The sequence below is a fragment of the Pseudomonas sp. URIL14HWK12:I5 genome, from assembly GCF_900176445.1.
Taxonomy (GTDB): domain Bacteria; phylum Pseudomonadota; class Gammaproteobacteria; order Pseudomonadales; family Pseudomonadaceae; genus Aquipseudomonas; species Aquipseudomonas monteilii.
Genome location: NZ_FWXQ01000005.1, coordinates 164,483 through 187,763, shown reverse-complemented (window position 1 = coordinate 187,763; position 23,281 = coordinate 164,483). Strand labels below are relative to the sequence as shown.

At 62.2% G+C, this 23,281-nt stretch carries 22 protein-coding genes; 10 read left to right on the top strand and 12 right to left on the bottom strand.

Annotated elements, in window-relative coordinates; translation table 11 throughout:
• Both pcaD and pcaC read left to right on the top strand, forming a co-directional pair.
• Positions 1–792 carry a 3-oxoadipate enol-lactonase gene (pcaD, locus tag B9A31_RS13485; protein WP_084297064.1) on the top strand — a complete coding sequence of 264 codons (792 nt, stop codon included), beginning with the start codon at positions 1–3 and terminating at the stop codon, positions 790–792.
• Positions 793–802: 10 nt separating this feature from the next.
• Complete coding sequence (gene pcaC, locus B9A31_RS13480) at positions 803–1,195, top strand: 4-carboxymuconolactone decarboxylase (protein WP_003251949.1); 393 nt, start codon at positions 803–805, stop codon at positions 1,193–1,195.
• Between the two features lie 3 nt (positions 1,196–1,198).
• Here pcaC and B9A31_RS13475 read toward each other — a convergent pair whose 3' ends face one another.
• The 6 genes from B9A31_RS13475 to ttgA form a co-directional block, all read right to left on the bottom strand.
• Positions 1,199–1,708 carry an Mpo1 family 2-hydroxy fatty acid dioxygenase gene (locus B9A31_RS13475; protein WP_019099599.1) on the bottom strand — a complete coding sequence of 170 codons (510 nt, stop codon included), beginning with the start codon at positions 1,706–1,708 and terminating at the stop codon, positions 1,199–1,201.
• Between the two features lie 74 nt (positions 1,709–1,782).
• Positions 1,783–2,706 carry a LysR family transcriptional regulator gene (locus B9A31_RS13470; protein WP_019099598.1) on the bottom strand — a complete coding sequence of 308 codons (924 nt, stop codon included), beginning with the start codon at positions 2,704–2,706 and terminating at the stop codon, positions 1,783–1,785.
• Between the two features lie 200 nt (positions 2,707–2,906).
• Positions 2,907–4,160: an OprD family porin gene (locus tag B9A31_RS13465; RefSeq protein WP_019097260.1), complete on the bottom strand. Its 1,254-nt coding sequence runs from the start codon at positions 4,158–4,160 to the stop codon at positions 2,907–2,909.
• Between the two features lie 250 nt (positions 4,161–4,410).
• On the bottom strand, positions 4,411–5,865 hold the full coding sequence (locus B9A31_RS13460; protein WP_016713642.1) for an AdeC/AdeK/OprM family multidrug efflux complex outer membrane factor: 1,455 nt from the start codon (positions 5,863–5,865) through the stop codon (positions 4,411–4,413).
• Positions 5,862–9,014: a multidrug efflux RND transporter permease subunit TtgB gene (gene ttgB / locus B9A31_RS13455; RefSeq protein WP_025753922.1), complete on the bottom strand. Its 3,153-nt coding sequence runs from the start codon at positions 9,012–9,014 to the stop codon at positions 5,862–5,864. Before ttgB ends, B9A31_RS13460 begins: the two co-directional genes overlap by 4 nt.
• A gap of 3 nt (positions 9,015–9,017) precedes the next feature.
• Positions 9,018–10,172, bottom strand: coding sequence for a toluene efflux RND transporter periplasmic adaptor subunit TtgA (ttgA, locus tag B9A31_RS13450; protein ID WP_019097259.1), 1,155 nt, complete (start codon positions 10,170–10,172; stop codon positions 9,018–9,020).
• 257 nt (positions 10,173–10,429) lie between these two features.
• Between ttgA and ttgR the strand changes: the two genes are divergently transcribed.
• A complete protein-coding gene (ttgR, locus tag B9A31_RS13445; RefSeq protein WP_019097258.1) occupies positions 10,430–11,062 on the top strand; it encodes an efflux transport transcriptional regulator TtgR in 633 nt (210 codons plus the stop codon).
• A gap of 83 nt (positions 11,063–11,145) precedes the next feature.
• Here ttgR and B9A31_RS13440 read toward each other — a convergent pair whose 3' ends face one another.
• Entirely contained in the window at positions 11,146–12,597 is a 1,452-nt protein-coding gene (locus B9A31_RS13440; protein ID WP_084297063.1) for an MDR family MFS transporter, read from the bottom strand.
• Positions 12,598–12,958: 361 nt separating this feature from the next.
• Between B9A31_RS13440 and B9A31_RS13435 the strand changes: the two genes are divergently transcribed.
• On the top strand, positions 12,959–13,828 hold the full coding sequence (locus B9A31_RS13435) for an isocitrate lyase/PEP mutase family protein (RefSeq protein WP_016713647.1): 870 nt from the start codon (positions 12,959–12,961) through the stop codon (positions 13,826–13,828).
• Between the two features lie 257 nt (positions 13,829–14,085).
• Here B9A31_RS13435 and B9A31_RS13430 read toward each other — a convergent pair whose 3' ends face one another.
• The gene (locus B9A31_RS13430; RefSeq protein ID WP_019097257.1) at positions 14,086–14,991 is read right to left on the bottom strand and encodes a LysR family transcriptional regulator; all 906 of its coding nucleotides are present in this window, start codon (positions 14,989–14,991) and stop codon (positions 14,086–14,088) included.
• 102 nt (positions 14,992–15,093) lie between these two features.
• Here B9A31_RS13430 and B9A31_RS13425 point away from each other — a divergent pair, with 102 nt between their 5' ends.
• Both B9A31_RS13425 and B9A31_RS13420 read left to right on the top strand, forming a co-directional pair.
• Entirely contained in the window at positions 15,094–15,969 is an 876-nt protein-coding gene (locus tag B9A31_RS13425; RefSeq protein ID WP_016713649.1) for an MBL fold metallo-hydrolase, read from the top strand.
• 27 nt (positions 15,970–15,996) lie between these two features.
• Positions 15,997–16,611, top strand: a complete 615-nt coding sequence (locus tag B9A31_RS13420) for an NAD(P)-dependent oxidoreductase (protein WP_016713650.1) — start codon at positions 15,997–15,999, stop codon at positions 16,609–16,611.
• Between the two features lie 36 nt (positions 16,612–16,647).
• Here the strand turns inward: B9A31_RS13420 and B9A31_RS13415 are convergent, their stop codons facing one another.
• Positions 16,648–17,523: a LysR substrate-binding domain-containing protein gene (locus B9A31_RS13415; RefSeq protein WP_016713651.1), complete on the bottom strand. Its 876-nt coding sequence runs from the start codon at positions 17,521–17,523 to the stop codon at positions 16,648–16,650.
• Between the two features lie 114 nt (positions 17,524–17,637).
• Here B9A31_RS13415 and B9A31_RS13410 point away from each other — a divergent pair, with 114 nt between their 5' ends.
• Entirely contained in the window at positions 17,638–19,275 is a 1,638-nt protein-coding gene (locus B9A31_RS13410) for a 5-guanidino-2-oxopentanoate decarboxylase (RefSeq protein ID WP_019097255.1), read from the top strand.
• A 73-nt stretch (positions 19,276–19,348) separates the two neighbouring features.
• On the opposite strand, the gene B9A31_RS13405 is transcribed toward B9A31_RS13410, so the two are convergent.
• A complete protein-coding gene (locus B9A31_RS13405; protein WP_025753919.1) occupies positions 19,349–20,269 on the bottom strand; it encodes an AraC family transcriptional regulator in 921 nt (306 codons plus the stop codon).
• 202 nt (positions 20,270–20,471) lie between these two features.
• Between B9A31_RS13405 and B9A31_RS13400 the strand changes: the two genes are divergently transcribed.
• Together B9A31_RS13400 and B9A31_RS13395 are read left to right on the top strand one after the other, a co-directional pair.
• On the top strand, positions 20,472–20,765 hold the full coding sequence (locus B9A31_RS13400; RefSeq protein WP_025753918.1) for a putative quinol monooxygenase: 294 nt from the start codon (positions 20,472–20,474) through the stop codon (positions 20,763–20,765).
• Between the two features lie 16 nt (positions 20,766–20,781).
• Positions 20,782–21,048: a hypothetical protein gene (locus B9A31_RS13395; protein WP_016713655.1), complete on the top strand. Its 267-nt coding sequence runs from the start codon at positions 20,782–20,784 to the stop codon at positions 21,046–21,048.
• Here the strand turns inward: B9A31_RS13395 and B9A31_RS13390 are convergent, their stop codons facing one another.
• Positions 21,049–21,654, bottom strand: coding sequence for a flavin reductase family protein (locus tag B9A31_RS13390; protein ID WP_016713656.1), 606 nt, complete (start codon positions 21,652–21,654; stop codon positions 21,049–21,051). It lies immediately after the preceding gene.
• A 117-nt stretch (positions 21,655–21,771) separates the two neighbouring features.
• Positions 21,772–22,098 carry a hypothetical protein gene (locus B9A31_RS13385; protein ID WP_019097252.1) on the bottom strand — a complete coding sequence of 109 codons (327 nt, stop codon included), beginning with the start codon at positions 22,096–22,098 and terminating at the stop codon, positions 21,772–21,774.
• A gap of 342 nt (positions 22,099–22,440) precedes the next feature.
• Here B9A31_RS13385 and B9A31_RS13380 point away from each other — a divergent pair, with 342 nt between their 5' ends.
• Positions 22,441–23,193 (top strand): COG4705 family protein, encoded by a 753-nt coding sequence (locus tag B9A31_RS13380; protein ID WP_019097251.1) that lies wholly within the window; start codon positions 22,441–22,443, stop codon positions 23,191–23,193.
• The last annotated feature ends 88 nt before the right edge of the window (positions 23,194–23,281 follow it).

Genomic DNA, 23,281 nt, shown 5'->3' with positions numbered 1-23,281 from the left:
GTGGCGCACTTGCAACTGGCCGATGGCGTTTTGAACTACCAGATCGATGGCCCGGAAAACGCCCCGGTACTCGTCCTGTCCAACTCGCTGGGCACTGACCTGGGCATGTGGGACACCCAGATTCCACTGTGGAGCCAGCACTTCCGGGTGCTGCGCTACGACACCCGTGGCCACGGTGCCTCGATGGTCACTGAAGGCCCCTACAGCATCGAACAACTGGGGCGGGACGTGCTGGCCCTGCTCGATGGCCTGGACATCCAGAAAGCGCACTTCGTCGGTCTGTCGATGGGCGGCTTGATCGGCCAGTGGCTGGGCATCAACGCCGGTGATCGCCTGCGTAGCCTGACCCTGTGCAACACTGCCGCCAAGATCGCCAATGACGAGGTGTGGAACACCCGTATCGATACCGTGCTCAAAGGCGGCCAGCAGGCCATGGTCGACCTGCGCGATGCGTCCATCGCCCGTTGGTTCACTCCAGGCTTCGCCCAGGCCCAGGCAGACGAGGCCCAGCGCATCTGCCAGATGCTGGCGCAAACCAACCCGCAAGGCTATGCCGGCAATTGCGCAGCCGTGCGTGATGCCGATTACCGTGAGCAACTGGGCCGCATCCAGGTGCCGGCGCTGATCGTTGCCGGTACCGAGGACGTGGTGACCACCCCTGAACATGGCCGCTTCATGCAGGCCGGTATCAACGGTGCCGAGTACGTCGACTTCCCGGCTGCACACCTGTCGAACGTCGAAATCGGTGAGGCCTTCAGCCGCCGCGTGCTCGACTTCCTGCTCGCTCACTGAGGACAACGCCATGGACGAGAAACAACGTTACGACGCCGGCATGCAAGTGCGCCGCGCGGTGCTGGGCGATGCCCATGTGGACCGCAGCCTGGAAAAGCTCAACGACTTCAACGGCGAGTTCCAGGAGATGATCACCCGCCATGCCTGGGGTGATATCTGGACCCGCCCGGGCCTGCCGCGCCATACCCGCAGCCTGATCACCATCGCCATGCTGATCGGCATGAACCGCAACGACGAGCTGAAACTGCACCTGCGCGCGGCGGCCAACAACGGTGTGACCCGCGACGAGATCAAGGAAGTGCTGATGCAAAGCGCGATCTACTGCGGCATCCCGGCGGCCAACGCCACCTTCCACATGGCCGAGTCGGTGTGGGACGAGCTGGGCGTAGAATCGCGCCAGTAAGCGTTATTGCTGAAGCCTGACCGGCCCTGCAGAGGTTTCCACGGCCGACTTCAGGGCCGGGCACAGGCCCAGCATGAACGCGGCTTCTGCCACCACGAACAGCGGCCCGATGATCAGGCCGCTGACATCGTCGACAAAGGCCGGTTTACGGCCTTCGTAGTAATGGCCGACGAACTGGATGACCCAGCCCAGCACGAATGCCCCCAGCCCGGCGCTTAGCCACAGCACTGTGGTCTGCATTGCCAGCACCTGGCCTACCCACAGGCACAACCCCAACAGCAGCCCCATCACCAGCCCGAAGCGCAGGTCCAGGCGCAGGTAGAACCATACCGACGCCGCTGCTGCCAGCAGGGCAGGGGATAGCCACATGCCGGCCACCTCCCAGCCTGGGCGCGATAGCAAGATGGTGACGGCCAGCACGATCATGGGGATGCCGACGAAGTGGGTGGCGATGTTGCGTGGGTCGCGGTGGTAGCTGGCGTACTGGCTCAGGTGGTCGACGAGGTTCTTCATTGTTGTGCCTCCCTGTTCAGCGTTGTTTTGCCTGATAGTGAACAGGATAGCCCGCAGCCACCAGCATCATCAGCTCAGCGAATGGCAGCAGCCCGTACTGGCGTATCCAGCCCCACCAGCGTCTCGATCATCGCCCGCGCAGCCGGCGACAATCGATAACCACTGCGGCTGACCACCCCACAGCGCACGCTCAACACTTCCAAAGCAGGCGGTAAGTTGCGCCAGTGCAGGCGCACCAGTGTGCCGGCGGCCAGGTCTTCGGCCACGGCCTCTTCGCTGGCGGTACCGATGGCATCACTGGCCTGTACCACGCTGCGCAGCACCGCCAGATGCTCGGTTTGCAGGTGCGGAGTGAAGTCGTTGCGCCCGCTCAGGTTGGCCAGGCGCTTGCGCACACCGGGGGCGAGCAGGGCGCTGGCCAGTGGGTAGCTGAACAGGTCGTTGGTCGACAGGCTGTCCTTGGCCAGCAGCGGATGGCCCGGGCGGCAGAAGAACAGCCCTGGGCGTGGCGACAAGGGCTCGGTGTGGAAATTGGGGTCGGCTTCGAACGGGCGGATATCATCGACGAAAAACTCGATCTGTTCGCGGCGCAAGGCCTGACCGAGGCGTTCGCTGTTGTCCACGAGCAGGGAAGTGCGGATACCGGGATGGCGCTCGATGAAGTGGCGCAGGGCGTCGGGCACCAGGCGCACGGCCAGGGCCGGGCCGCTGCCGAAGTGCAACTCGCCGGCGTCGAGCTTGGTCATCTGCAGCACTTCGTTGCTCAGCTGCGCGGCGCCTTGAACCAACCGGCGGGCATGTTGCAGCACCACCAGACCTTCGGGGGTAGGCGGCAGGGCTTTGCTGGCGCGGTCTACCAGCGGGCAGCCGAAGGTGTGTTCCAGGCCTTGGATGGCACGGCTGAAGGCGGGCTGGGTGATGCCCATGGCCTCGGCGGCACGGACGAAACTGCGGTATTCGGTAAGGGCGATGAAGTAGCGCAGCTGGCGGAGGTCCATGTCACGGCTCTGGGGCGGGGATCAGGGGCCTATTCAAGCGGTTACAGCTTATGTCGTCAAAGAAGGTTTTAGGATTTGTTTATAGCTTAAAGTTATTTTATTGGGCATCTGGCCTCTTCGCGGGCACGCCCGCTCCCCAGGGTCACCACAGTTTTCAAAAGCTGTGGTGACCCTGGGGAGCGGGCGTGCCCGCGAAGAATTTAAAGGAGGTTCAGCGGGTAACTCACAATCAACCGGTTCTCATCGAACGCATTGGTGCTGAAGTCCCGGCGCATGGTGGAGTTGCGCCATTTCACCGACAGGTCCTTGAAGCTGCCCGACTGCACCACGTACGCCAGTTCGGTCTCGCGTGCCCACTCCTTGCCATCATCCACGCTGCCCACGGTGACGTTGTCACCCTTGATGTAGCGGTTCATCAACGTCAACCCAGGCACGCCAACGGTGGCGAAGTTGAAGTCATGGCGCACCTGCCAGGAGCGTTCTTTGGCATTGTCGAAGCTGGAGTTGTAGCTGTCGTTAGCCAAGGTGCCACCACTGGTGCCGTTGACCCGCATCCAGGCATCGTCGCCGCTGACCTTTTGCAGGCCGACGTAGAAGGTGTGGCCTTGGTAGCGTGCCGAGAGCATGGCCGAGGCGGTGCGGTTGTCCAGCTTGCCGGCGCGTTCGGCACCGTCTTCCTTGCCGATGAAGTAGCCCAGGTTGGCACCCAGGGTCCAGTCGCCCAGCGGTTGGCTGTGCGTCAGGTTGAGGTATTGCTGGCGGTAGATGTCCTTGAGCTGGGCATCCCACAGGCCAATCATGGTGCGCTTGTCGTTGAAGGTGTACTCACCGCCGCCGAAGTTGAAACGGTCGGAGGTGAACGCGCCTTTGCCGTTCATCGACATGTCTTCCATGCTGGCGTCGTTACGCGGGCTGTTGCCGCGGAACTGGCCGGCGTACAAGGTCAGACCGGCGATTTCCTTCGAGGTCAGCTGGCCGCCGCGGAAGGTCTGTGGCAGCGAGCGGCCGTCGTCCGAGCGCAGGATGGGCAGTACCGGCATCCATTCACCGACTTTCAGCTCGGTTTCGGACAGTTTGGCTTTCAGTGCGACACCCAGTCGGCCGAAGTCATCGGCCGGGCGGCCGTCATCATGCACGGGCAGCAGGTGCGTGTTGGTGGTGCCTTTGCCGCCGTCGAGCTTGACCGAGTACATGCCCAGTACGTCCACGCCGAAACCGACGGTGCCTTGGGTGAAGCCGGAGCGGGCGTCGAGAATGAAGCTTTGTGTCCATTCTTCGGCCTTGGCCTGCGGGTGGGCGGGGTCGACGAAGTTGCGGTTGATGTAGAAGTTGCGCAGGTTGAGGGTGGCCTTGGCGTCCTCCATGAAACCGCCTTCGGCGGCGAACAGCGGGAAGGCGCAGGACATGGCCAACAGGCCGGGCAGCAGCTGGCGTGCGGGTTGCAAAGTGCTCATCTGTCGTGGATCTCTTGTTTTTATGGGTCGAGCCGGTGCACTGCTGGATCGAGCCTGCAGGTGCGGGTCTTTTGGATGAACTTGGGCAACGTTGCGTGAGGGGATGGTGCGGGGTTGTGCGGGGCTGAGGCAATTCGCCGCAAGCGGAATGGGGCGATAATCGAACGGAATGTTCCGGTTGGTTAATTAATTTCCTCCGGCAAATAAAAAGCCCACCGCAAGGGTGGGCCTGATGCTGTTACATCACCAGTCAGCTTTTCGGTACGTCCACCGATGCCTGCTGATTGGCCTGCCCGGTCTGCTCATACCAGCCACCACCGAGCGCCTTGTACAGGTTGACCTCGCTGGTCAGCTGCGACAGGCGGTCGGTGATCAGCGATTGTTGGGCACTGAACAGGTTGCGCTGGGCATCGAGGAAGGTCAGGTTGCTGTCGATCCCGATGCGGTAGCGGCGTTCGGCCAGGCGGTAGTAGTCCTGGTTCGCCTGCACCAGGTCACGCTGTGCCTGCAGTTGCTCTTCGAAGGTTTTTCGTGCCGCCAGGCCATCGGAGACTTCCTGGAAGGCGGTCTGGATGGTTTTTTCGTACTTGGCGACGTTGATGTCCTTCTGGATCTTCGAGTAGTCCAGGCTGGCCTTCAGGCTGCCGGCGTTGAAGATCGGCAGGTTGATCTGCGGCTGGAACAGCCAGGTGCCCTGGCCGCCCGAGAACAGGTGGCCCATGTCGGGGCTCAGGCTGCCAGCGTTGGCCGTCAGGCTGATGCTCGGGAAGAACGCTGCGCGGGCGGCGCCAATGTTGGCGTTGGCGGCCTTGAGCAGGTGCTCGGCTTCCTGGATGTCCGGGCGACGCTGGAGGATGTCCGATGGCAGGCCGGCTGGCACTTCGGCCAGTTGGTCGGCATCGAGCTGCAGCGGCTTGGCCAGGTCGGCCGGAATACCGGTGCCCAGCAACACGGTCAGGCTGTTGACGTCCTGGGCGACCAGGCGCTGGTACTGCGAGTACTTGACGCGGGCGCCTTCCACGGCGGTGCGCGCCTGGCTGACATCCAGTGCCGAAGCCACGCCGACTTCGTTGCTGCGACGGGTGAGGTTGTAGCTTTCCTCGTAGGTCTTCAGCGTTTCTTCGGTCAGCTTGAAAAGCGCCTGATCGGCCTGCCAGGTGTAATAGGCGTTGGCCACGCTGGCCACCAGGGCGATCTGCGTGGAGCGGCGCGCCTGCTCGCTGGACAGGTAGGTTTCCAACGCCTGCTCGGTGAGGCTGCGCACACGGCCGAACAGGTCCAGCTCATAGGCACTGACGCCCAAGGTGGCCGAGTACTGGCTGGTGATGCCCGATTCACCGGTCTGCGACATGTTTGCCGGCACGCGCTGGCGGCTGCCGCTGCCGGTGGCCGAAACCGCCGGGAACAGGTCGGCACGCTGGATGCGGTATTGCGCGCGGTAGGCGTCGATGTTCAACGCGGCGACGCGCAAGTCGCGGTTGTTGACCAGCGAGGTCTGGATCAGCTGCTGCAGTGCCGGGTCGTGGAAGAACTGGCGCCAGCCCTGTTCGGCGGCGGCAACGTCTGCCGACTGGGTCGGCGAGTACGCAGGGCCTTGCGGCCACTGCGCTGCCACCGGCGATTCCGGGGTCTGGTAGTCGGGAATCAGCGAGCAGCCGCCAAGAATGAAAGCGGTTACCGCCAGGGACAACAAAGACTTGGTCATTGCCCAGCCTCATAACGTGGAGTTTCAGGGGTGACGTCTTTTTCCGGCTCTTTGCTGCCGAACAGCGACGACACTGCGACGAAGAATAGCGGTACCCAGAAGATAGCCAGCACGGTCGCACTGATCATGCCACCGATCACGCCGGTACCAATGGCGTGCTGGCTGCCGGCACCGGCGCCACTGGCGATGGTCAACGGTACCACGCCGAGGATGAACGCCAGCGAGGTCATGATGATCGGGCGCAGACGCATGCGGCACGCTTCGATCGCCGCGTCGTACAGGCTGCGGCCTTGCTCGTGCAGTTCCTTGGCGAACTCGACGATCAGAATGGCGTTTTTCGCCGCCAGGCCGATGGTGGTCAACAGGCCGACCAGGAAGTACACGTCGTTGGACAAGCCGCGCAGGCTGGTGGCGATCAGGGCACCGATGATACCCAGCGGTACTACCAGCACTACGGCGATCGGGATCGACCAGCTTTCGTACAGGGCGGCCAGACACAGGAACACGAACAGTACCGAGAGGGCGAACAGCGCCGGCATTTGCGAGCCGGAGAGTTTTTCCTCGTAGGACATGCCGGTCCAGGAGAAGCCAATGCCGCTTGGCAGTTCGCCAGCAATGCGCTCGACCTCGGCCATGGCTTCACCGGTACTGTAGCCCGGCGCTGGCGCACCCAGGATTTCCATCGCCTCGACACCGTTGTAGCGCGACAGCTTCGGCGAACCGTAGGTCCACTCGCCCTTGGCGAAGGAGGAGAACGGCACCATCTCGCCAGCGCCATTGCGCACGTACCACTTCTGCAGGTCTTCCGGGCTCATCCGGGCGTTTGGTTCGCCCTGGATGTACACCTTCTTGACCCGGCCACGGTCGATGAAATCGTTGACGTAGCTGGCACCCAAGGCAATCGACAGGGTGTTGTTGATGTCGGCGATGGTCACGCCCAGGGCGCTGGCACGTTCGTCATCGATGGTCAGTTGGTACTGCGGCTCGTCGTTCAGGCCGTTAGGGCGTACGGCACTGAGGATCTTGCTTTGTGCAGCCTTGGCCAGGAACTGGTTGCGCGCTTCCATCAGCTTCTCGTGGCCGACACCGCCGCGGTCCTGCAGGAACACGTCGAAGCCGGTGGCGTTACCCAACTCCAGTACTGCTGGCGGGGCGAAGGCGAACACCATTGCATCGCGGAAGGTGAAGAAGTGCTGTTGGGCACGTTGGGCCAAGGCGAACACGCTGTTCTCCTTGGAGCGCTCGTCCCAAGGCTTGAGCATGATGAACGCCATGCCCGAGCTCTGGCCGCGACCGGCGAAGTTGAAGCCGTTGACGGTGAACACGGAGGATACGGTGTCGGCTTCTTCCTTCAGCAGGTACTCACGCATCTGGTCGACCACCACCTGGGTACGCTCGGCACTGGAACCGGCCGGGGTCTGTACCTGGGCGAACAATACGCCTTGGTCTTCCTCAGGCAGGAAGGCGGTAGGAATACGGGCGAACAGCCAGATCATGCCAACCACGATCAGGGCATAGGCCAGCAGGAACGGCACCTTGTTGCGCAGGATGGTACCAACGCTGCGTTCGTAGCCGGTTACGCTGCGGTCGAAGTTGCGGTTGAACCAGCCAAAGAAGCCACGCTTGGCCACATGGTGCTCGCCCTTCTTCAGCGGCTTGAGCATGGTGGCGCACAGGGCCGGGGTGAAGATAAGCGCCACCAGCACCGACAGGCCCATGGCCGAGACGATGGTGATGGAGAACTGCCGGTAGATCACCCCCGTGGAACCACCGAAGAACGCCATGGGCAGCAGTACCGCCGACAGCACCAGGGCAATACCCACCAGGGCACCCTGGATCTGCTCCATCGAGCGCTTGGTCGCTTCCTTGGGCGGCAGGCCTTCCTCGGACATTACCCGCTCGACGTTCTCCACCACGACGATGGCGTCGTCCACCAGCAAGCCGATGGCCAGGACCATGGCGAACATGGTCAGGGTGTTGATGCTGAAGCCCGCAGCGGCCAGGATGCCGAAGGTACCCAGCAACACCACCGGAACGGTCATGGTGGTGATGATGGTGGCGCGGAAGTTCTGCAGGAACAGGTACATCACCAGGAACACCAGGACCACGGCTTCGATCAGGGTGTGGATCACGCCGCTGATCGATTCGGTGACCACCGGGGTGGTGTCATACGGGAATACGGCTTTCACCCCCGGCGGGAAGAACGGTTCCAGGTCGGCGATGGTCTGGCGCAGCGCCTTGGCGGTGTCCAAGGCGTTGGCGCCGGTTGCCAGTTTTACCGCCAGGCCGGAAGCCGGCTTGCCGTTGAACTGGGCGCTGACCGCGTAGTTTTCGCCGCCCAGGCCTACCTGGGCGACATCACCCAGACGCACCTGCGAACCATCGCTGTTGACCTTGAGCAGGATCTTTTCGAACTGCTCGGCAGTCTGCAGACGGGTCTTGCCGATGATGGTGGCGTTCAGCTGGGTACCCGGCAACGCTGGCAGGCCGCCGAGCTGACCGGAAGACACCTGCACGTTCTGCGCGGCCACGGCGGTCTTGACGTCGACCGGGGTCAGCTGGAACTTGTTCAGCTTGGCCGGATCGAGCCAGATACGCATGGCGTACTGGGCACCGAACACCTGGAAGTCACCCACGCCCGCAGTACGCGAGATCGGGTCCTGCATGTTGGAGACGATGTAGTTGGCCAGGTCGTCCTTGGTCATGCTGCCGTCTTCGGACACCAGGCCGATCACCAGCAGGAAGTTTTTAACGGCCTTGGTAACGCGGATACCTTGCTGCTGCACTTCTTGCGGCAGCAGCGGGGTGGCCAGGTTCAGCTTGTTCTGGACTTGCACCTGCGCAGTGTCGGCGTTGGTGCCTTGTTCGAAGGTAGCGGTAATGGTCATGCTGCCGTCGGAGTTACTTTCCGACGACACATAACGCAGGTTGTCGATACCGTTGAGCTGCTGCTCGATCACCTGTACCACGGTGTCCTGCACGGTTTGCGCCGAGGCGCCCGGGTAGGTCACGGCGATGGCGATGGCCGGCGGCGCGATGCTGGGGTACTGGTTGATCGGCAACTTCAGGATCGACAAGGCGCCGACCAGCATGATCACCAAGGCGATCACCCAGGCGAAGATCGGGCGATCGATAAAGAACTTCGACATGGTTTACTCCGCTTTGGCGTCTGCTTTCGCCGCGTTGGCCTGATCAGGGCTGGCCGGCTTCTTGACGTTGGTGGCTTCGCTGACCTTCACTTCGACGCCCGGGCGCACGTACTGCAGCCCTTCGGTGATCAGGCGGTCACCCGGGTTGAGGCCTTCCTCGATCAGCCAGTCGCTGCCCAGGGTACGGTTGGCCTTGAGCTGGCGCAGCTCGACCTTGTTCTCCTGGTTGACCACCAGCGCGGTCGGCGCGCCTTTGAGGTCGCGGGTCACGCCCTGTTGCGGCGCCAGGATGGCGTTGGCGTTGACACCGGCCTTCAGCCGCGCATGCACGAACATGCCAGGCAGCAAGGTGTGGTCGGGGTTGGGGAAGATGGCGCGCAGGGTGACCGAGCCGGTGGTCTCGTCAACCGCGACTTCGGAGAACTCCAGACGACCTTCCTGCTTGAACAGGCTGCCGTCTTCCAGCACCAGCTGTACCGAGGCGGTGTTGTCGCCGGCCTTCTGCAACTGGCCGCTTTCCAGGTCACGGCGCAGCTTGAGCAGCTCGGCGGTGGACTGGGTGACGTCGACGTAGATCGGGTCGAGCTGCTGGATGGTGGCCATGGCGTTGCTCTGGCCATTGCTCACCAGCGCACCTTCGGTGACCGAAGAACGGCCGATACGGCCACTGATCGGTGCCAGCACCTTGGTGTAGCGCAGGTCGATCTGGGCGCTTTTCAGCGAAGCCTCGGCCTGCAATCGTTTGGCATTGGCGTCGTCGTATTCCTGTTTGGAAACGGCTTGCTCGTCGATCAGTTGCTTGTAGCGCTCGGCCAGCGAGCGGGTAGCCTGCAGGTTGGCCTGGGCATTGGCCAGGGTGGCTTCGTACACGGCAGGGTCGATCTGGTAGAGCTGCTGGCCTTCTTTGACCTCACTGCCTTCCTTGAACAGGCGCTTGAGGATAATGCCGTTGACCTGCGGGCGCACTTCGGCGACGCGGTAGGCACTGGTACGCCCCGGCAATTCCGAGGTCAGGGTGAAGGCTTGGGGCTGGATGGTCACGACGCCGACCTGAGGAGCCTGCGCCGCTGGCGCTGCTTCTTCTTTCTTACAGCCACTGAGCAGGGTTGCCAGGGCGACGGCGGAAACCAGAGCGGTAACGGCTGGCTTGAATTGCATGAGGATCCTCGGGTCGCTGGAGCAGGGAGACGCTCAAGAGTAGTGGAAGTGTCTTGATCTGGAAAAGTTGCTATCCGGTGGATAAATAGCTTGCTAAGGAATATACTTACATTCATGGTTGTTTGTAAATACCGCTGAGTTGTACTGAGGTACCGCCACAGCCCTTGATTAGCTCATCCGCGAGGCCCCCTGCAGAGGAGCCCCCGGAGCGTTCCCCGTACGCGCTGCGCGTTCGGTCCAGATGAGGTTGTACTGCCATGGTCCGTCGAACCAAAGAGGAAGCCCAGGAAACCCGCGCCCAGATCATCGAGGCGGCGGAAAAGGCCTTCTACAAGCGCGGGGTTGCGCGAACCACCCTGGCCGACATCGCCGAACTGGCGGGTGTGACGCGCGGGGCGATCTACTGGCACTTCAACAACAAGGCCGAACTGGTGCAGGCGCTGCTCGACAGCCTGCACGAGACCCATGACCATTTGGCGCGGGCCAGCGAAAGCGAGGACGAAGTCGACCCGCTTGGCTGCATGCGCAAGCTGTTGTTGCAGGTGTTCAACGAGCTGGTGCTCGATGCCCGAACCCGGCGTATCAATGAAATCCTGCATCACAAGTGCGAGTTCACCGATGACATGTGTGAAATTCGCCAGCAGCGTCAGGGCGCGGTGCTGGATTGCCACAAGGGCATCACCCTGGCGCTGGCCAATGCCGTGCGCCGGGGCCAATTGCCTGGCGAGCTGGATGTCGAGCGCGCGGCGGTGGCCATGTTTGCCTATGTCGATGGCCTGATCGGGCGCTGGCTGTTGCTGCCTGACAGTGTCGATCTGTTGGGTGATGTCGAACAATGGGTCGACACCGGGTTAGATATGCTGCGCTTGAGCCCGGCGCTGCGCAAATGACAGTTTGTTAAGGATTGTGAGGGAGTGTTTCCCCTTTGTATTAAGCGGGGATTAAAGGCGGGGCCGGCGGGTGGCCCCGTGCCTCAGCGCCCCCGCAGTTGCCGGTCGGGCAATGCCACTGCTGCTGCCAGCCCGAGCACCGCAATCAGGGCACTCCCCATCAGCAAATGACGGAATGTTTCAGTCAGGCGCGCCTGTGTCACCAAGTCCACTTCACCGGCCTTCAGGCTCCCTAGCAACGGGTTACCCAGCATTTCAAATCCGCCCTGATGCAGCAGCGCCAGCAACAGGCTGGACATGCAGGCCACGCCCATGGCCCCGCCCAGCGAACGGAAAAGGTTGGTGGTACTGGTGGCCACACCAATGTCTTTGCTTTCCACCGCGCTTTGCGTGCCCACCAGCGATGTCGGGAACTGCAGCCCGCAGGCGATGCCGGTCAGCAGCATGAACAGCGCGCTGAGCAAAGCCGATTGTGGCGGCGTCAGCGCCATGGCGAAAATGGCCACGGGCATCAACAATGCACCGGCCAGGATCTGCGGCTTGTAGCGCCCCGTGCGGCTGGTCATGCGACCGCCGGTGAAGGCGCCAAGGGGCAGGCCCATGGCCAGTGGCAACAGGTGCAGCGCGGCGCTGTCGGCGCCAGCATCCGTGATGCCCTGGTAGCGCAACGGCATGAGCATCGTCAGGGAAATCGACTGGAAGCTGGCGAAAAAGATCACCCCCCAGCACAGCACCGCCACCCGATTGCTGAACAGGCCCAAGGGCAATAGCGGCTCCGGGCAGCGCCGCTCATGTGCGATGAACAACGCAAGGCCCAGTACAGCGCAGGCGAACAGGGCCAGTACGGCAGGATCAATCCAGGCGTGGCCCTGACCGACCAAGGTGATGCCCAGCAACAAGCTGCCCAGGCCGAGGATCAGCAGCACGGCACCGAGGTAATCCACCTGGGCTTCGCGGCGTTGCGCCGGCATGCCACCGAGGGCACGGCGGATCGCCCACAAGGCAACCAGCCCCAGCGGCAGGTTGATCCAGAATACCCAGCGCCACGACAAGTACTCGGTCAGCCAGCCGCCCAGCACTGGCCCGGCGACGCTGGCCACGGCGTACATGCTGCTGAAATAACCTTGGTAGCGGCCGCGCTCACGCGGTGGCACGAAATCGCCGATGATCGCCTGGCTGACCGAGACCATGCCGCCCGCGCCAATGCCTTGCAGTACACGGGCCAGCACCAGCTGTTGCATGTCCTGGGCCATGGCGCACGCGATGGAGGCCAGGGTGAACAGGCTGATACCGGTCAGGATCATCCGCCGCCGCCCGTACAGATCGCCCAGTTTGCCGTAGATCGGCACGGCCACGGTCATCGCCACCATGTAGCCGGAGATGACCCAGGCCAGCAGGCCGACATCGTTGAACTGGGCCGAGATTGCCGGCAGCGAGACAGCGACGATGGTCTGGTCCAGTGCGCCGAGGAAAATGGCCAGCATGAGAGCGGTGAGCACGTTGCGCAGGGTGGTGGGGGGCAGGGCGGCGGTCACGGGAATACCTTGTCTGTCTGTTACGGCCTCTTTGGGCAAGTCGGATTGTAACCTGAGTTAGGTAGCTTCCTATGTACTATCTGCATCCCCTATGCCGAATCGGCATTGGCGCATTCATCCAGTGCTGCATGGCTGCGTGATATCGTTGGTATGCCACAGAGGCTGAAATTCGCGGCCCGCACCAGCTTGGTGCAACATTCTGCCGCAGGTTTTTCAGTGTGCTGTCTCCCACACCTTTTATTCCTCTGCCTGCATGTCGAGCATGACCGCCCAGATGGCGACGGTTGGAACAGGTCAGGTAGACCCGATTACAGGGGTCGGTAGTTACCGTTCAAATTTCAACTCAAATTGCGGAGTGATCATGCCCAAGGCTTCCCATCAAGATCTGCGTTTTGCCTTCCGCGAGCTGCTCGCTTCAGGTTCCTGTTACCACACTGCATCGGTGTTCGACCCGATGTCGGCGCGCATTGCCGCAGACCTCGGCTTCGAGGTCGGTATCCTCGGTGGTTCCGTTGCTTCGTTGCAGGTATTGGCCGCGCCGGACTTTGCCCTCATTACCCTCAGCGAGTTCGTCGAACAAGCCACCCGTATTGGCCGGGTAGCGCAGCTGCCGTTCCTGGCTGACGCCGACCATGGCTATGGCAACGCATTGAACGTGATGCGCACGGTGATCGAGCTGGAGCGCGCCGGCGTGGCTGCGCTGACCATCGAGGACACCCTGCTGCCCGCCCAGTTCGGGCGCAAGTCCACCGACCTGATTCCGGTCGAGGAGGGCGTTGGCAAGATTCGTGCGGCGCTGGAGGCGCGGGTCGATTCGTCGTTGTCGATCATTGCCCGCACCAACGCAGGCGTGCTCACCACCGAAGAAATCATCGTGCGCACCCAGAGTTACCAGAAAGCCGGTGCCGATGGTATCTGCATGGTGGGGGTAAAAGACTTCGAGCAGCTTGAGCAAATTGCCGAGCACCTGACCGTACCGCTGATGCTGGTCACCTATGGCAACCCGAACCTGCGCGATGACGAGCGCCTGGCGCGCCTGGGCGTGCGTATCGTGGTCGATGGTCACGCGGCCTACTTTGCTGCCATCAAGGCCACCTACGACTGCCTGCGCCTGCAACGTGGCCAGCAGAACAAGTCGGAAAACCTCAGCGCGACCGAACTCTCGCACACCTACACCCAGCCCGAGGACTACATCCGCTGGGCCAAGGAATACATGAGCGTGGAAGAGTGACCGGCGGCGCGCCGTCAACTCAACGGACGGCGCTCAAGGTTGCGGTGTGAGGCACGCAATGTGCCTGCTCGCAGCTGTTGGCGGCACTGGGCTGGCTGCGTAGCAGCTCGGCGCGCCAACAGGCTGAGCCGTACAGCCCTGCGACAGCAGTCAGGGCCATGACAAGGGCGACTCTTCTTGATTTGATGCCCATGGTACTCACCTCCTGTTACAGCGACAGGTGATACCTTTAATCGTAGGTCATTTCTCACGTTACATCACAGATCCCGGTCCCACTCGGGTTCGTCCTTGAACCGCTGCACCAGAAAATCCAGCATGCTGCGCAAGGTGGGCGGCATGTGCTTGCGTGACGTGTACACCGCATTCAGGTTCAGTTCGCGGGGCTTTGCCTCGGGCAGCAGGCGCACCAGTTCGCCCCGGCGCAGGGCATCGGCGGCCTGGTAGGTTGGCAGCATGGCGATACCCGCGCCAGCCAGCGCGGCCTTTTGCAATGTCATGGCTTCGTTGGCACTGATGTTCCCTGTTATCGGCACGGCGATCTGTTGGCCGCCCACCTCGAAATGCCACAGGCTATGGCCGAAATAGGCATGGGTCAGGCAGTTGTGCCGGCTCAGTTCTTCGACCCGCTGCGGCGTGCCATGCTCAAGCAGGTAGGCGGGGGACGCACACACCACCGAGCGGCATATGCTCAGGCGCCGGGCGATCAGGTTGGGGTCCAGGTCGTTGCTGGTGCGGATGGCCAGGTCGATACGCTCATCCACCAGGTTGACGGTACGGTCGAGCATCTGCAGTTCCACCTTCACGCCTGGGTAGCGCCGCACATAGGCAGCCACCGCATCCACCAGTTGCGCCTGGCCAAAGGACGTACTGACGCTGATGCGCAATGCGCCCTTGGGCGCGTCATCTGGCTGTTGCACGGCAGCCTGCAGGTCACCGGCCAACTCCAGCAACTGCCGACAGCGTGGCAGGGTTTCCTGGCCGGCGGCGGTGAGGCTGAGCTTGCGTGTGGTGCGCTGCATCAGGCGCGCGCCCACCCAGTCTTCCAGCTCTGCCAGATAGCGCGACACCACCGGCCGCGATAGCTGCAAATGATCCGCCGCTGCCGACTGGCTGCCCAGGTCGACGACGGTGACGAAAACGCGCATGGCGTTGAGACGGTCCATGATTTGCCCGGTTTCAGAAACAAACTATGTTCGAGCATCGCATTTTTTGTCATGGATCGGGCAACTAAGCTGGTGGCCAACGTTATCTGGAAGGCGTTGCCAATGTCCCTGTTCACTCCCTTGCGCGGCCTGCTGCTGGCCTGCGTTACCCTGGCCGGCCCGGCGCTGGCCGCCGAACCCTTGAAGCTGGAAGTCTACAACCCTGGGCATGAGGCCATCTTCCCGGTCAGTTCGGTGATTGTCAGTGGCGAGCACGATGCCGTGCTGGTCGATGCCCAGTTCGGTAAGGCCCAGGCCCAGCAACTGGTGCAGCGCCTGCGAGCTGGCGGCAAGCACCTGACTACCATCTATATCAGCCACGGTGACCCGGATTACTACTTCGGCCTGGACACCCTGACAAACGCTTTCCCCGACGCCAAGGTGCTGGCCTCGGCCGCCACTGTCGCGCATATCCGTCAGACCATGGACGCCAAGCTGGCGTACTGGGGCCCGCAGATGGGGGCGGACAAACCGGCACGGCTGGTGTTGCCACAGGTACTGGAAGGCAACCGATTGACGCTGGAAGGGCAGGCCCTTGAGGTGGTTGGCCTTGACGGTCCGCAACCAGACCGCAGCTTTGTGTGGATCCCGTCGATCAAGGCGGTGGTCGGCGGCGTTGTGGTGTCCGAGCACATTCATGTGTGGATGGCCGATACCCAGACGGCCCAGTCGCATGCCGACTGGCTCGGCACCCTGGCGCACATCGAAGCGCTGGCGCCGCGTACGGTCATCCCGGGTCATTACCTGAGGGACAGCAGCCGCTCGCTGGAGGCTGTGCGTTTCACGGCGAACTACATTCGTGACTTCGATGCCGAAACGGCCAAGGCAAAAGACGCGGGTGCCTTGATCGAGGCGATGAAGCAGCGTTACCCGGGCCTGGCCGATGAAAGCTCCCTGGAGCTGGGAGCCAAGGTCGCCAAGGGCGAGATGAAGTGGTAATTCCGTTCAATTGATGGAGAGTATCCCATGAGCAAGATCGCAATCATTGGTGCCACTGGTCGTGCTGGCAGCCAGTTGCTGGAAGAGGCCCTGCGCCGTGGCCACAGTGTATTGGCCATCGCCCGTGACCCTTCGAAACTGGAGGGCCGGGAAGGCGTGACCGTCAAGGCGTTGGATGCCAAGGACAGCGCGGCCCTGCAGGCCGCGGTCGCGGGCGTGGATGCCGTGCTGAGCGCCGCGCATTTCTCGACCATTGAGCCGCACGCGATCATCGAGCCGGTCAAGCGGGCCGGGGTCAGGCGCTTGCTGGTGGTAGGCGGTGCGGGCAGCCTGCTGTTGCCGTCGGGGCACCGGGTGATCGACAGCCCGGACTTCCCGGAAGCCTACAAGGCCGAGGCGACTGCAGGCGTGCGCTTTTTGGAGGCGTTGCAGCGGGAGCCGAACCTGGACTGGACCTTCCTGTCGCCATCGGCGGAGTTCGTTGAAGGTGAGCGCAGTGGGCGGTACACGCTGGGCAAGGATTATCTGCTGATTGGTGCAGACGGCAAAAGCTGGATCACCTTCGCCGACTTTGCGATTGCCTTGATCGATGAGCTGGAAAAGCCGGCGCATACGCGGCAGCGTTTTACCGTCGGGTATTGAGTCACCCCCTTCGCGGGCACGCCCGCGAAGAGGCCTTCATAGGCTGGCCTGGCTCTCCAGCCAGTCCAGCAATTCCACCAACCCCGGCGGCAAGCTCCTGGCCTGGCTCACCAGGTAGTACGCCTTACCGGTCATCACCTTCAGCGCAAATGGCATGCATAGCCGCCCCCCGCGCAGGTCATCACCAATCAGCGACCAGTCGCCAATCGCCACTCCGGTCCCCTGCGAGGCCATGGCCATTGCCATGTCCAGCGTCTCGAAGTGCTGCTTGGGCCCATGAGCGGCCAACGTCACCCCGGCCGCCTGCAACCACAACCGCCAGTCATGCTCGTCCCGCGAGGGGTGCAGCAACATGTGCCGCGACAGGTCATCCACCTGCCGCAAGGGTATTGGCCCGTCGCATAGCGACGGCGCACACACCGGCGTCAGCTGTTCATCGAACAACTTGCGCACCTGTAACCCGTGGTTCGGCGTGTCGCCATAGACCACTGCCGCATCGAAGCCCTCCCGGCGAAAGTCCACCCCGTGCTGCACCGTAGTCGTCAGCTCCACCGGCACATCCGGGCGCAGTGCTTGCCACTCCATCAGGCGTGGCAGTAACCAACGCATCACGCAGGTGGGTGCCTTGAGCTGCAAGGTCGTGCTGCGTCCGCCCACCTCATTCACGCCTTGTTCGATCAGTGCGAACACCTGCTGCACCCGTGGCAGCCAATCCTGGCCTTCACGGGTCAGGCTCAGCCCACGGGCCTGACGCTGGAACAGCGCATACCCCAGGTGCTCCTCCAGGGCCGCGATCTGGCGACTGACGGCGCCTTGCGTGATGTGCAACTGTTGCCCGGCACGGGTGAAGTTGCAGTGCTGGGCGGTCACCAGAAAGGTGTACAGGGCGGGTAAGGGCGGTAGGCGTTTCATTGCGATAAGCCATGATTACAGGACATGGCTAGTATGTGTTTTTTTGCATTGTGGTGGTAGTCGTGGGTTGGGTCCAATAAGCACATAACCCAAGCAGATTCATGGTGAACCCTTATGGCAACGTGCGGCGAAGTACTGGTCAAACTCCTTGAAGGCTATGGCGTGGACCATGTCTTCGGCATTCCCGGTGTGCATACCGTGGAGCTCTATCGCGGGCTGGCGGGTTCGTCCATTCGACACATCACTCCGCGCCACGAGCAGGGTGCCGGGTTCATGGCTGACGGCTATGCGCGCACCCGTGGTAAACCCGGAGTGTGCTTCATCATCACCGGCCCAGGCATGACCAACATCACCACGGCGATGGGCCAGGCCTATGCCGATTCGATCCCGATGCTGGTGATTTCCAGCGTGCAGTCCCGTGACCAGTTGGGCGGTGGCCGTGGCAAGCTGCACGAGCTGCCCAACCAGGCGGCGCTGGTGTCGGGGGTGGCTGCGTTTTCCCACACCTTGATGAGTGCAGCAGACCTGCCGCAGGTGTTGGCCCGGGCATTTGCCGTGTTCGACAGCGCCCGACCACGCCCGGTGCATATCGAAATCCCGCTAGACGTGCTGGTCGAACCGGCCGATTTCCTGCTGCCGGGCCGGCCCGTGCGCGGTAGCCGTGCGGGGGCTGCCCCGCAAGCTGTAACACAGATGGCCGAGCGCCTGGCCGGTGCAAAGCGGCCGTTGATTCTGGCCGGCGGTGGCGCGTTGGCAGCCGGTGCTGCCTTGGCACGCCTGGCCGAACACCTTCAGGCACCGGTGGCGTTGACCATCAATGCCAAGGGTTTGCTGCCGGCCAGCCACCCGCTGCAAATCGGTTCGACCCAGTCGTTGCCTGCCACGCGGGCGCTCGTCGCCGAGGCCGACGTGGTGCTGGCGATCGGCACCGAATTGGCCGAAACCGATTATGACGTGACCTTCAAGGGTGGCTTCGAGATCCCGGGAAGCCTGCTGCGCATCGATATCGACCCGGACCAGACCGTGCGCAATTACCTGCCGGAGCTGGCGCTGGTGGCTGATGCCGAATTGGCCGCCGAAGCGCTGCTCGTTGCTTTGCAGGCTCAGCCGCAACCCGTGCGTGAAAGCACCTGGGGTGTGGCCCGGGTGGCCAACCTGCGCAAGGCTCTGGCGGCAGGCTGGGATCAGCCGACATTGAGCCAGACGCGTTTGTTGAGCGCCATTCTTGAGCGCCTGCCCAATGCCATTCTGGTGGGCGACTCGACCCAGCCGGTGTACACCGGCAACCTGACCCTGGACATGGATCAGCCACGTCGCTGGTTCAATGCCTCGACCGGCTATGGCACCCTGGGTTATGCGCTACCTGCGGCCATGGGCGCCTGGCTCGGGAGTGCGGAGCAAATCTGCCAGCGTGCGCCTGCCGTGTGCCTGATTGGCGATGGTGGTATGCAATTCACCCTGCCGGAGCTGGCCAGCGCGGTGGAGGCGCAGGTGCCGCTGATCGTGCTGCTGTGGAATAACCAGGGGTATGAGGAAATCAAGAAGTACATGGTCAACCGGGCGATCGAGCCGGTTGGCGTGGATATTCATACGCCGGACTTCATCGGCGTGGCGCGGGCGTTGGGGGCTGCGGCGGAGAATGTGACGAATGTGGCGCAGTTGCAGGCGGCGCTGGGGCAGGCGGTGGAACGCAAGGGGCCTACCTTGATTCAGGTTGACCAGAATCAGTGGCAAGGGACAGTTTTGGGTTGAAGTGAAGCTGTTGCCTGTACCGGCCCTTTCGCGGGCGAGCCCGCGAAGAGGCCGGTACAGCCACCAAAAAGTCCTAGACAGCAGTGGCTCTCAATCTGGCGACATCCCGAATCGGCGGCGCTCCATACAGCCTGCTGTACTCCCGGCTGAACTGCGATGGGCTTTCATACCCCACCCGATAAGCCGCCACCGCCGCCTCCAGCCCGTCATTGAGCATCAACCTGCGCGCCTCCTGCAGGCGCAGCTGCTTCTGGTACTGCAACGGGCTCATCGACGTCACGGCCTTGAAGCGGTGGTGCAGGGTCGAGGTGCTGAGGTTGACCTCCCGGGCCAGGTCCTCGATACGCAGCGGCTGTTGATAGTTGTTGTTGAGCCAGGTAATGGCCTGGCAAACCCGGTGCGTCTGGCTGTTGGCCAAGGCAATTTCGTACAGCCGATAACCCTGTGGCCCGCGCAACAAACGGTAGAGAATTTCACGGCGGAACAACGGCGCCAACATCGCGATATCGCGCGGCGTGTCCAGCAGTCGGATCAACCTCAGCAGGGCATCAAGCAATGGCGCATCGGTTCTGTCCACATACAAACCGCGGCCGGAAGGCCGGTTAGGCACCAGCATCGGCCCGCTCTCGGCAATCAGCTGGCTGATCTCTGCCGGGTCCAGGTCTATGCGCAACCCAAGGCTGGGGTGTTCGGGGCTGGCGTCGAGCTTTACGCCGCTCAGTGGCAAGGTTACCGAAACCACCATGTAGTGCAGCGGGTCGTAGGCATATTGTTCGTCACCGAGGAACAGGCTTTTGCTACCCTGGGCCAGGATGCACAGCGCGGGTTGAGCGAGAGTCGGCACCGAGCGCACGTTCTCGGTGTAGCGCACCAGGAACAAGCCATCGATGGCCGAGGCCGGGCCGTGGGGATCGCCGGCATGGCGGCGGATCAGTTCCGCAAGCTCCTGGCGCTGCAATTCCAGGGGCGGGTCGATGGGTGTCGGTGTGGTCATGGTGGATTTCCTCTGCTGACCGACGCAGCATAGGTTTGGGCAAGGACGGGCGCTAGTCGAAAGCTGCACGTCGATTGCCTGATCCTGTCGCGCTGCAGGATTAGGCAATCGGCATGCAGTAATGGCCTAACGCGTCGCGCGAGGTAGCCCCTAACCTTGGCAGCCTGGCTTTTCCGTCCGCCTGCTTCAAGGAGATTGTGCAATGACCTCAACACAACCGGTCACCCACCTTGCTTTCATCCGTGCCAGCAGCGGGCGCTCAGCCGAGTTGGGTGCGCGACTGCGTGACCTGCTCGAACCCTCGCTGCGGGCGCCGGGTTGCCTGAGTTTCACGGTGCAGCGCTCCCAGGCGGATGCCGACCTTTGGTTACTCAGCGGTAGCTGGCAGGACCAGCAGGCGATGAGTGGCTACTTTGCTTCGCCAACGTTGGAGGTGTTTGGCGAGCTGGTACAGGCACAGGTGGTCAGAAGCTTGGACCTGCATACCTTCGATTGATCAGTGATGGGGTAAAATGACCGCCTTGTTCAATCAAGTGGATAGCAACATGGCACGTAGGGAATTCCCGCATTTCGAAGCAGTTTCGGCAATGGTCCCGGTCGAGGGGGGCGGCTACAACGCGGCTATCGCGGTCAAGGCCTTGGGCATGGGCGGCGCGCCGCGTTTTCACAAGGTACTGGACGGGCAGGTGTTCAAGGGGGCCGTGGCCGCCGACGAAGCGGCTACGGCCGAGCTGCAACGCCTGCAAGGCGTAAGCGAAGAGGGCGAGCTGATCTGGTGATCAGGCCGGCGGGCGGGCCATCTTGAACAGGTTGCCCAGCTCGAAGTAGTCCGCCGGGCCACCGCCACGCAGGATCGGTTCGGCGGCAGCGGTGTCGTAGATGCCGTTTTTCAGCAGGTGCTCGGCAATGTGCACCGCCACCACTTCACCCAGGATCAGCCAGCTGGGCACCAGCGCCTGGTCTGCCCGCTTGAGCTGCACGATCTGGCTGACCTTGCACTCGAAGGCCACGGGTGTTTCCCCCACGCGCGGTACGTTGACGATGCTCGACGGCGTGGCAGTGAGGCCGCTCAATTCAAATTCGTTTACTTCGGCCGCAACCGGTGCGCAGCTCTGGTTCATCTGCTCAGCCAGCGGGCGGGTGGCCAGGTTCCAGACAAATTCGCCGGTCTGTTCGATGTTGTTCAGGCTGTCTTTGCGCCCGACGCTGCAGAAACCGATGATCGGCGGGATGTAGTTGAACGCGTTGAAAAAGCTGTAGGGCGCCAGGTTCAGGCGGCCTTCACGGTCTTGCGAGGAGATCCAACCGATGGGGCGGGGGCCGACGATAGCGTTGAACGGGTCGTGGGGCAGGCCGTGGCCTTTGGCGGGTTCGTAGTAATACATCTGTGCTGGGCTTGCTGGCCCACCTCCTGGGTTACGAGGTGCCTAGTGTGCCAAGCCTGTGCCCGTCTGCAAATGATCAAGCCCGGCGAAAGCCGGGCTGGGTGCACGCATCAGGGATCAGCTGATGCGGTGGGCGTTGGTGCGGTCGAAGCCGTCTTCGGCGAAGCGTTGGCCGCCAGTGCGGTCGAAACCGTCTTCGGCGAAGCGTTGGCCACCGGTGCGGTCGAAGCCGTCTTCGGCGAAGCGTTGGCCACCGGTGCGGTCGAAGCCGTCTTCGGCGAAGCGTTGGCCACCGGTGCGGTCGAAACCATCTTCAGCGTAGGTAGCGGACTGGCTCTGTACCGCTGCAAATGTGTGGGCGTTGGTACGGTCGAAGCCATCTTCGGCGTAAGCGCCAGCTGCGAAAACCGAGAGGGCCAGAGTAAGGATCAGTTTGTTTTTCATGGTCGTTGCTCCAAGGGCTACAGGGGTTGTTTGTTTCTATGGGTTTAATCCTACGCCGATTAATTTGATTAAAAAGCGCAAAAAATAGCGATTAAAAATCTAATTATTCGATGTATATAGGAGCGCTTTTCGTGAATCAGGCTGTGGCATCACCCAGGAGCCGCATGCCCGCGCGTTGTCGTTCTTTCAGCTATTTCAGCTTGAAGGGTGGGAATTAATGGGACGTTAAGAACGAAATATCTTGTTTCAAAGATTTATCAACGCTTTTTTCATGCATCACCAACCGATTTTTTAGGTAACGATCAGCACCATCGCCGCACCTCAAACTGGAGCGGTACAACAATGAACAAACTCCCGCAAATCACCTTGGCCTTCTGGGTCATGAAGATCTGCGCTACCACCCTTGGCGAAACGGCGGGCGACTTGCTGTCGATGACGCTGAACGTTGGCTATGCCGTCAGCTCGCTGCTGCTGATCAGCGTGTTCCTGCTGACGTTGCTCGGCCAACTCTACTCGCGCCGTTACCACCCAATGCTGTATTGGCTGGTGATCCTCTCCACCAGTACCGCCGGCACCACCATGTCCGACTTCATGGACCGCACTCTGGGCCTGGGTTATGCCACGGGGTCGGCCTTGCTCATCGGCATCCTGCTGCTGACCTTCCTGGTGTGGCGCCTGAGCGGCAACCCACTGGATGTCACCCGTATCAAGAACCGCACGGGCGAGCTGTTCTACTGGGTGGCGATCCTGTTTTCCAACACGCTTGGCACCGCTCTGGGCGATTACCTGGCCGATGATTCGGGGCTCGGTTTTGCTGGCGGCGCGTTGCTGATCGGCAGTGCCATTGCCTTGGTAGTGGTGGCCCGCTACTGGACGCGTATTCCAGGCGTTGTGCTGTTCTGGGTGGCGTTCGTGCTTACCCGTCCGTTTGGCGCCACGCTGGGCGATGTCCTGACCAAACCCCATGAAAAGGGGGGCCTGGACTTTGGCACGGTCGGATCTTCGGCTGTGCTGGGCGGGGTGTTGCTGGTGCTGGTGCTGATGGCCAGCTGGTACCAGCGCCGTGAGCCGCGTCAGGCGTTGGAGATGTCCTGAGCCAGGTTTCAGGAGCTGGTGAGACGATTAATTGAGCTATTCGGCTCACATGATGAGCCGAATAGGATTAATCATTGGCTCATCGAAT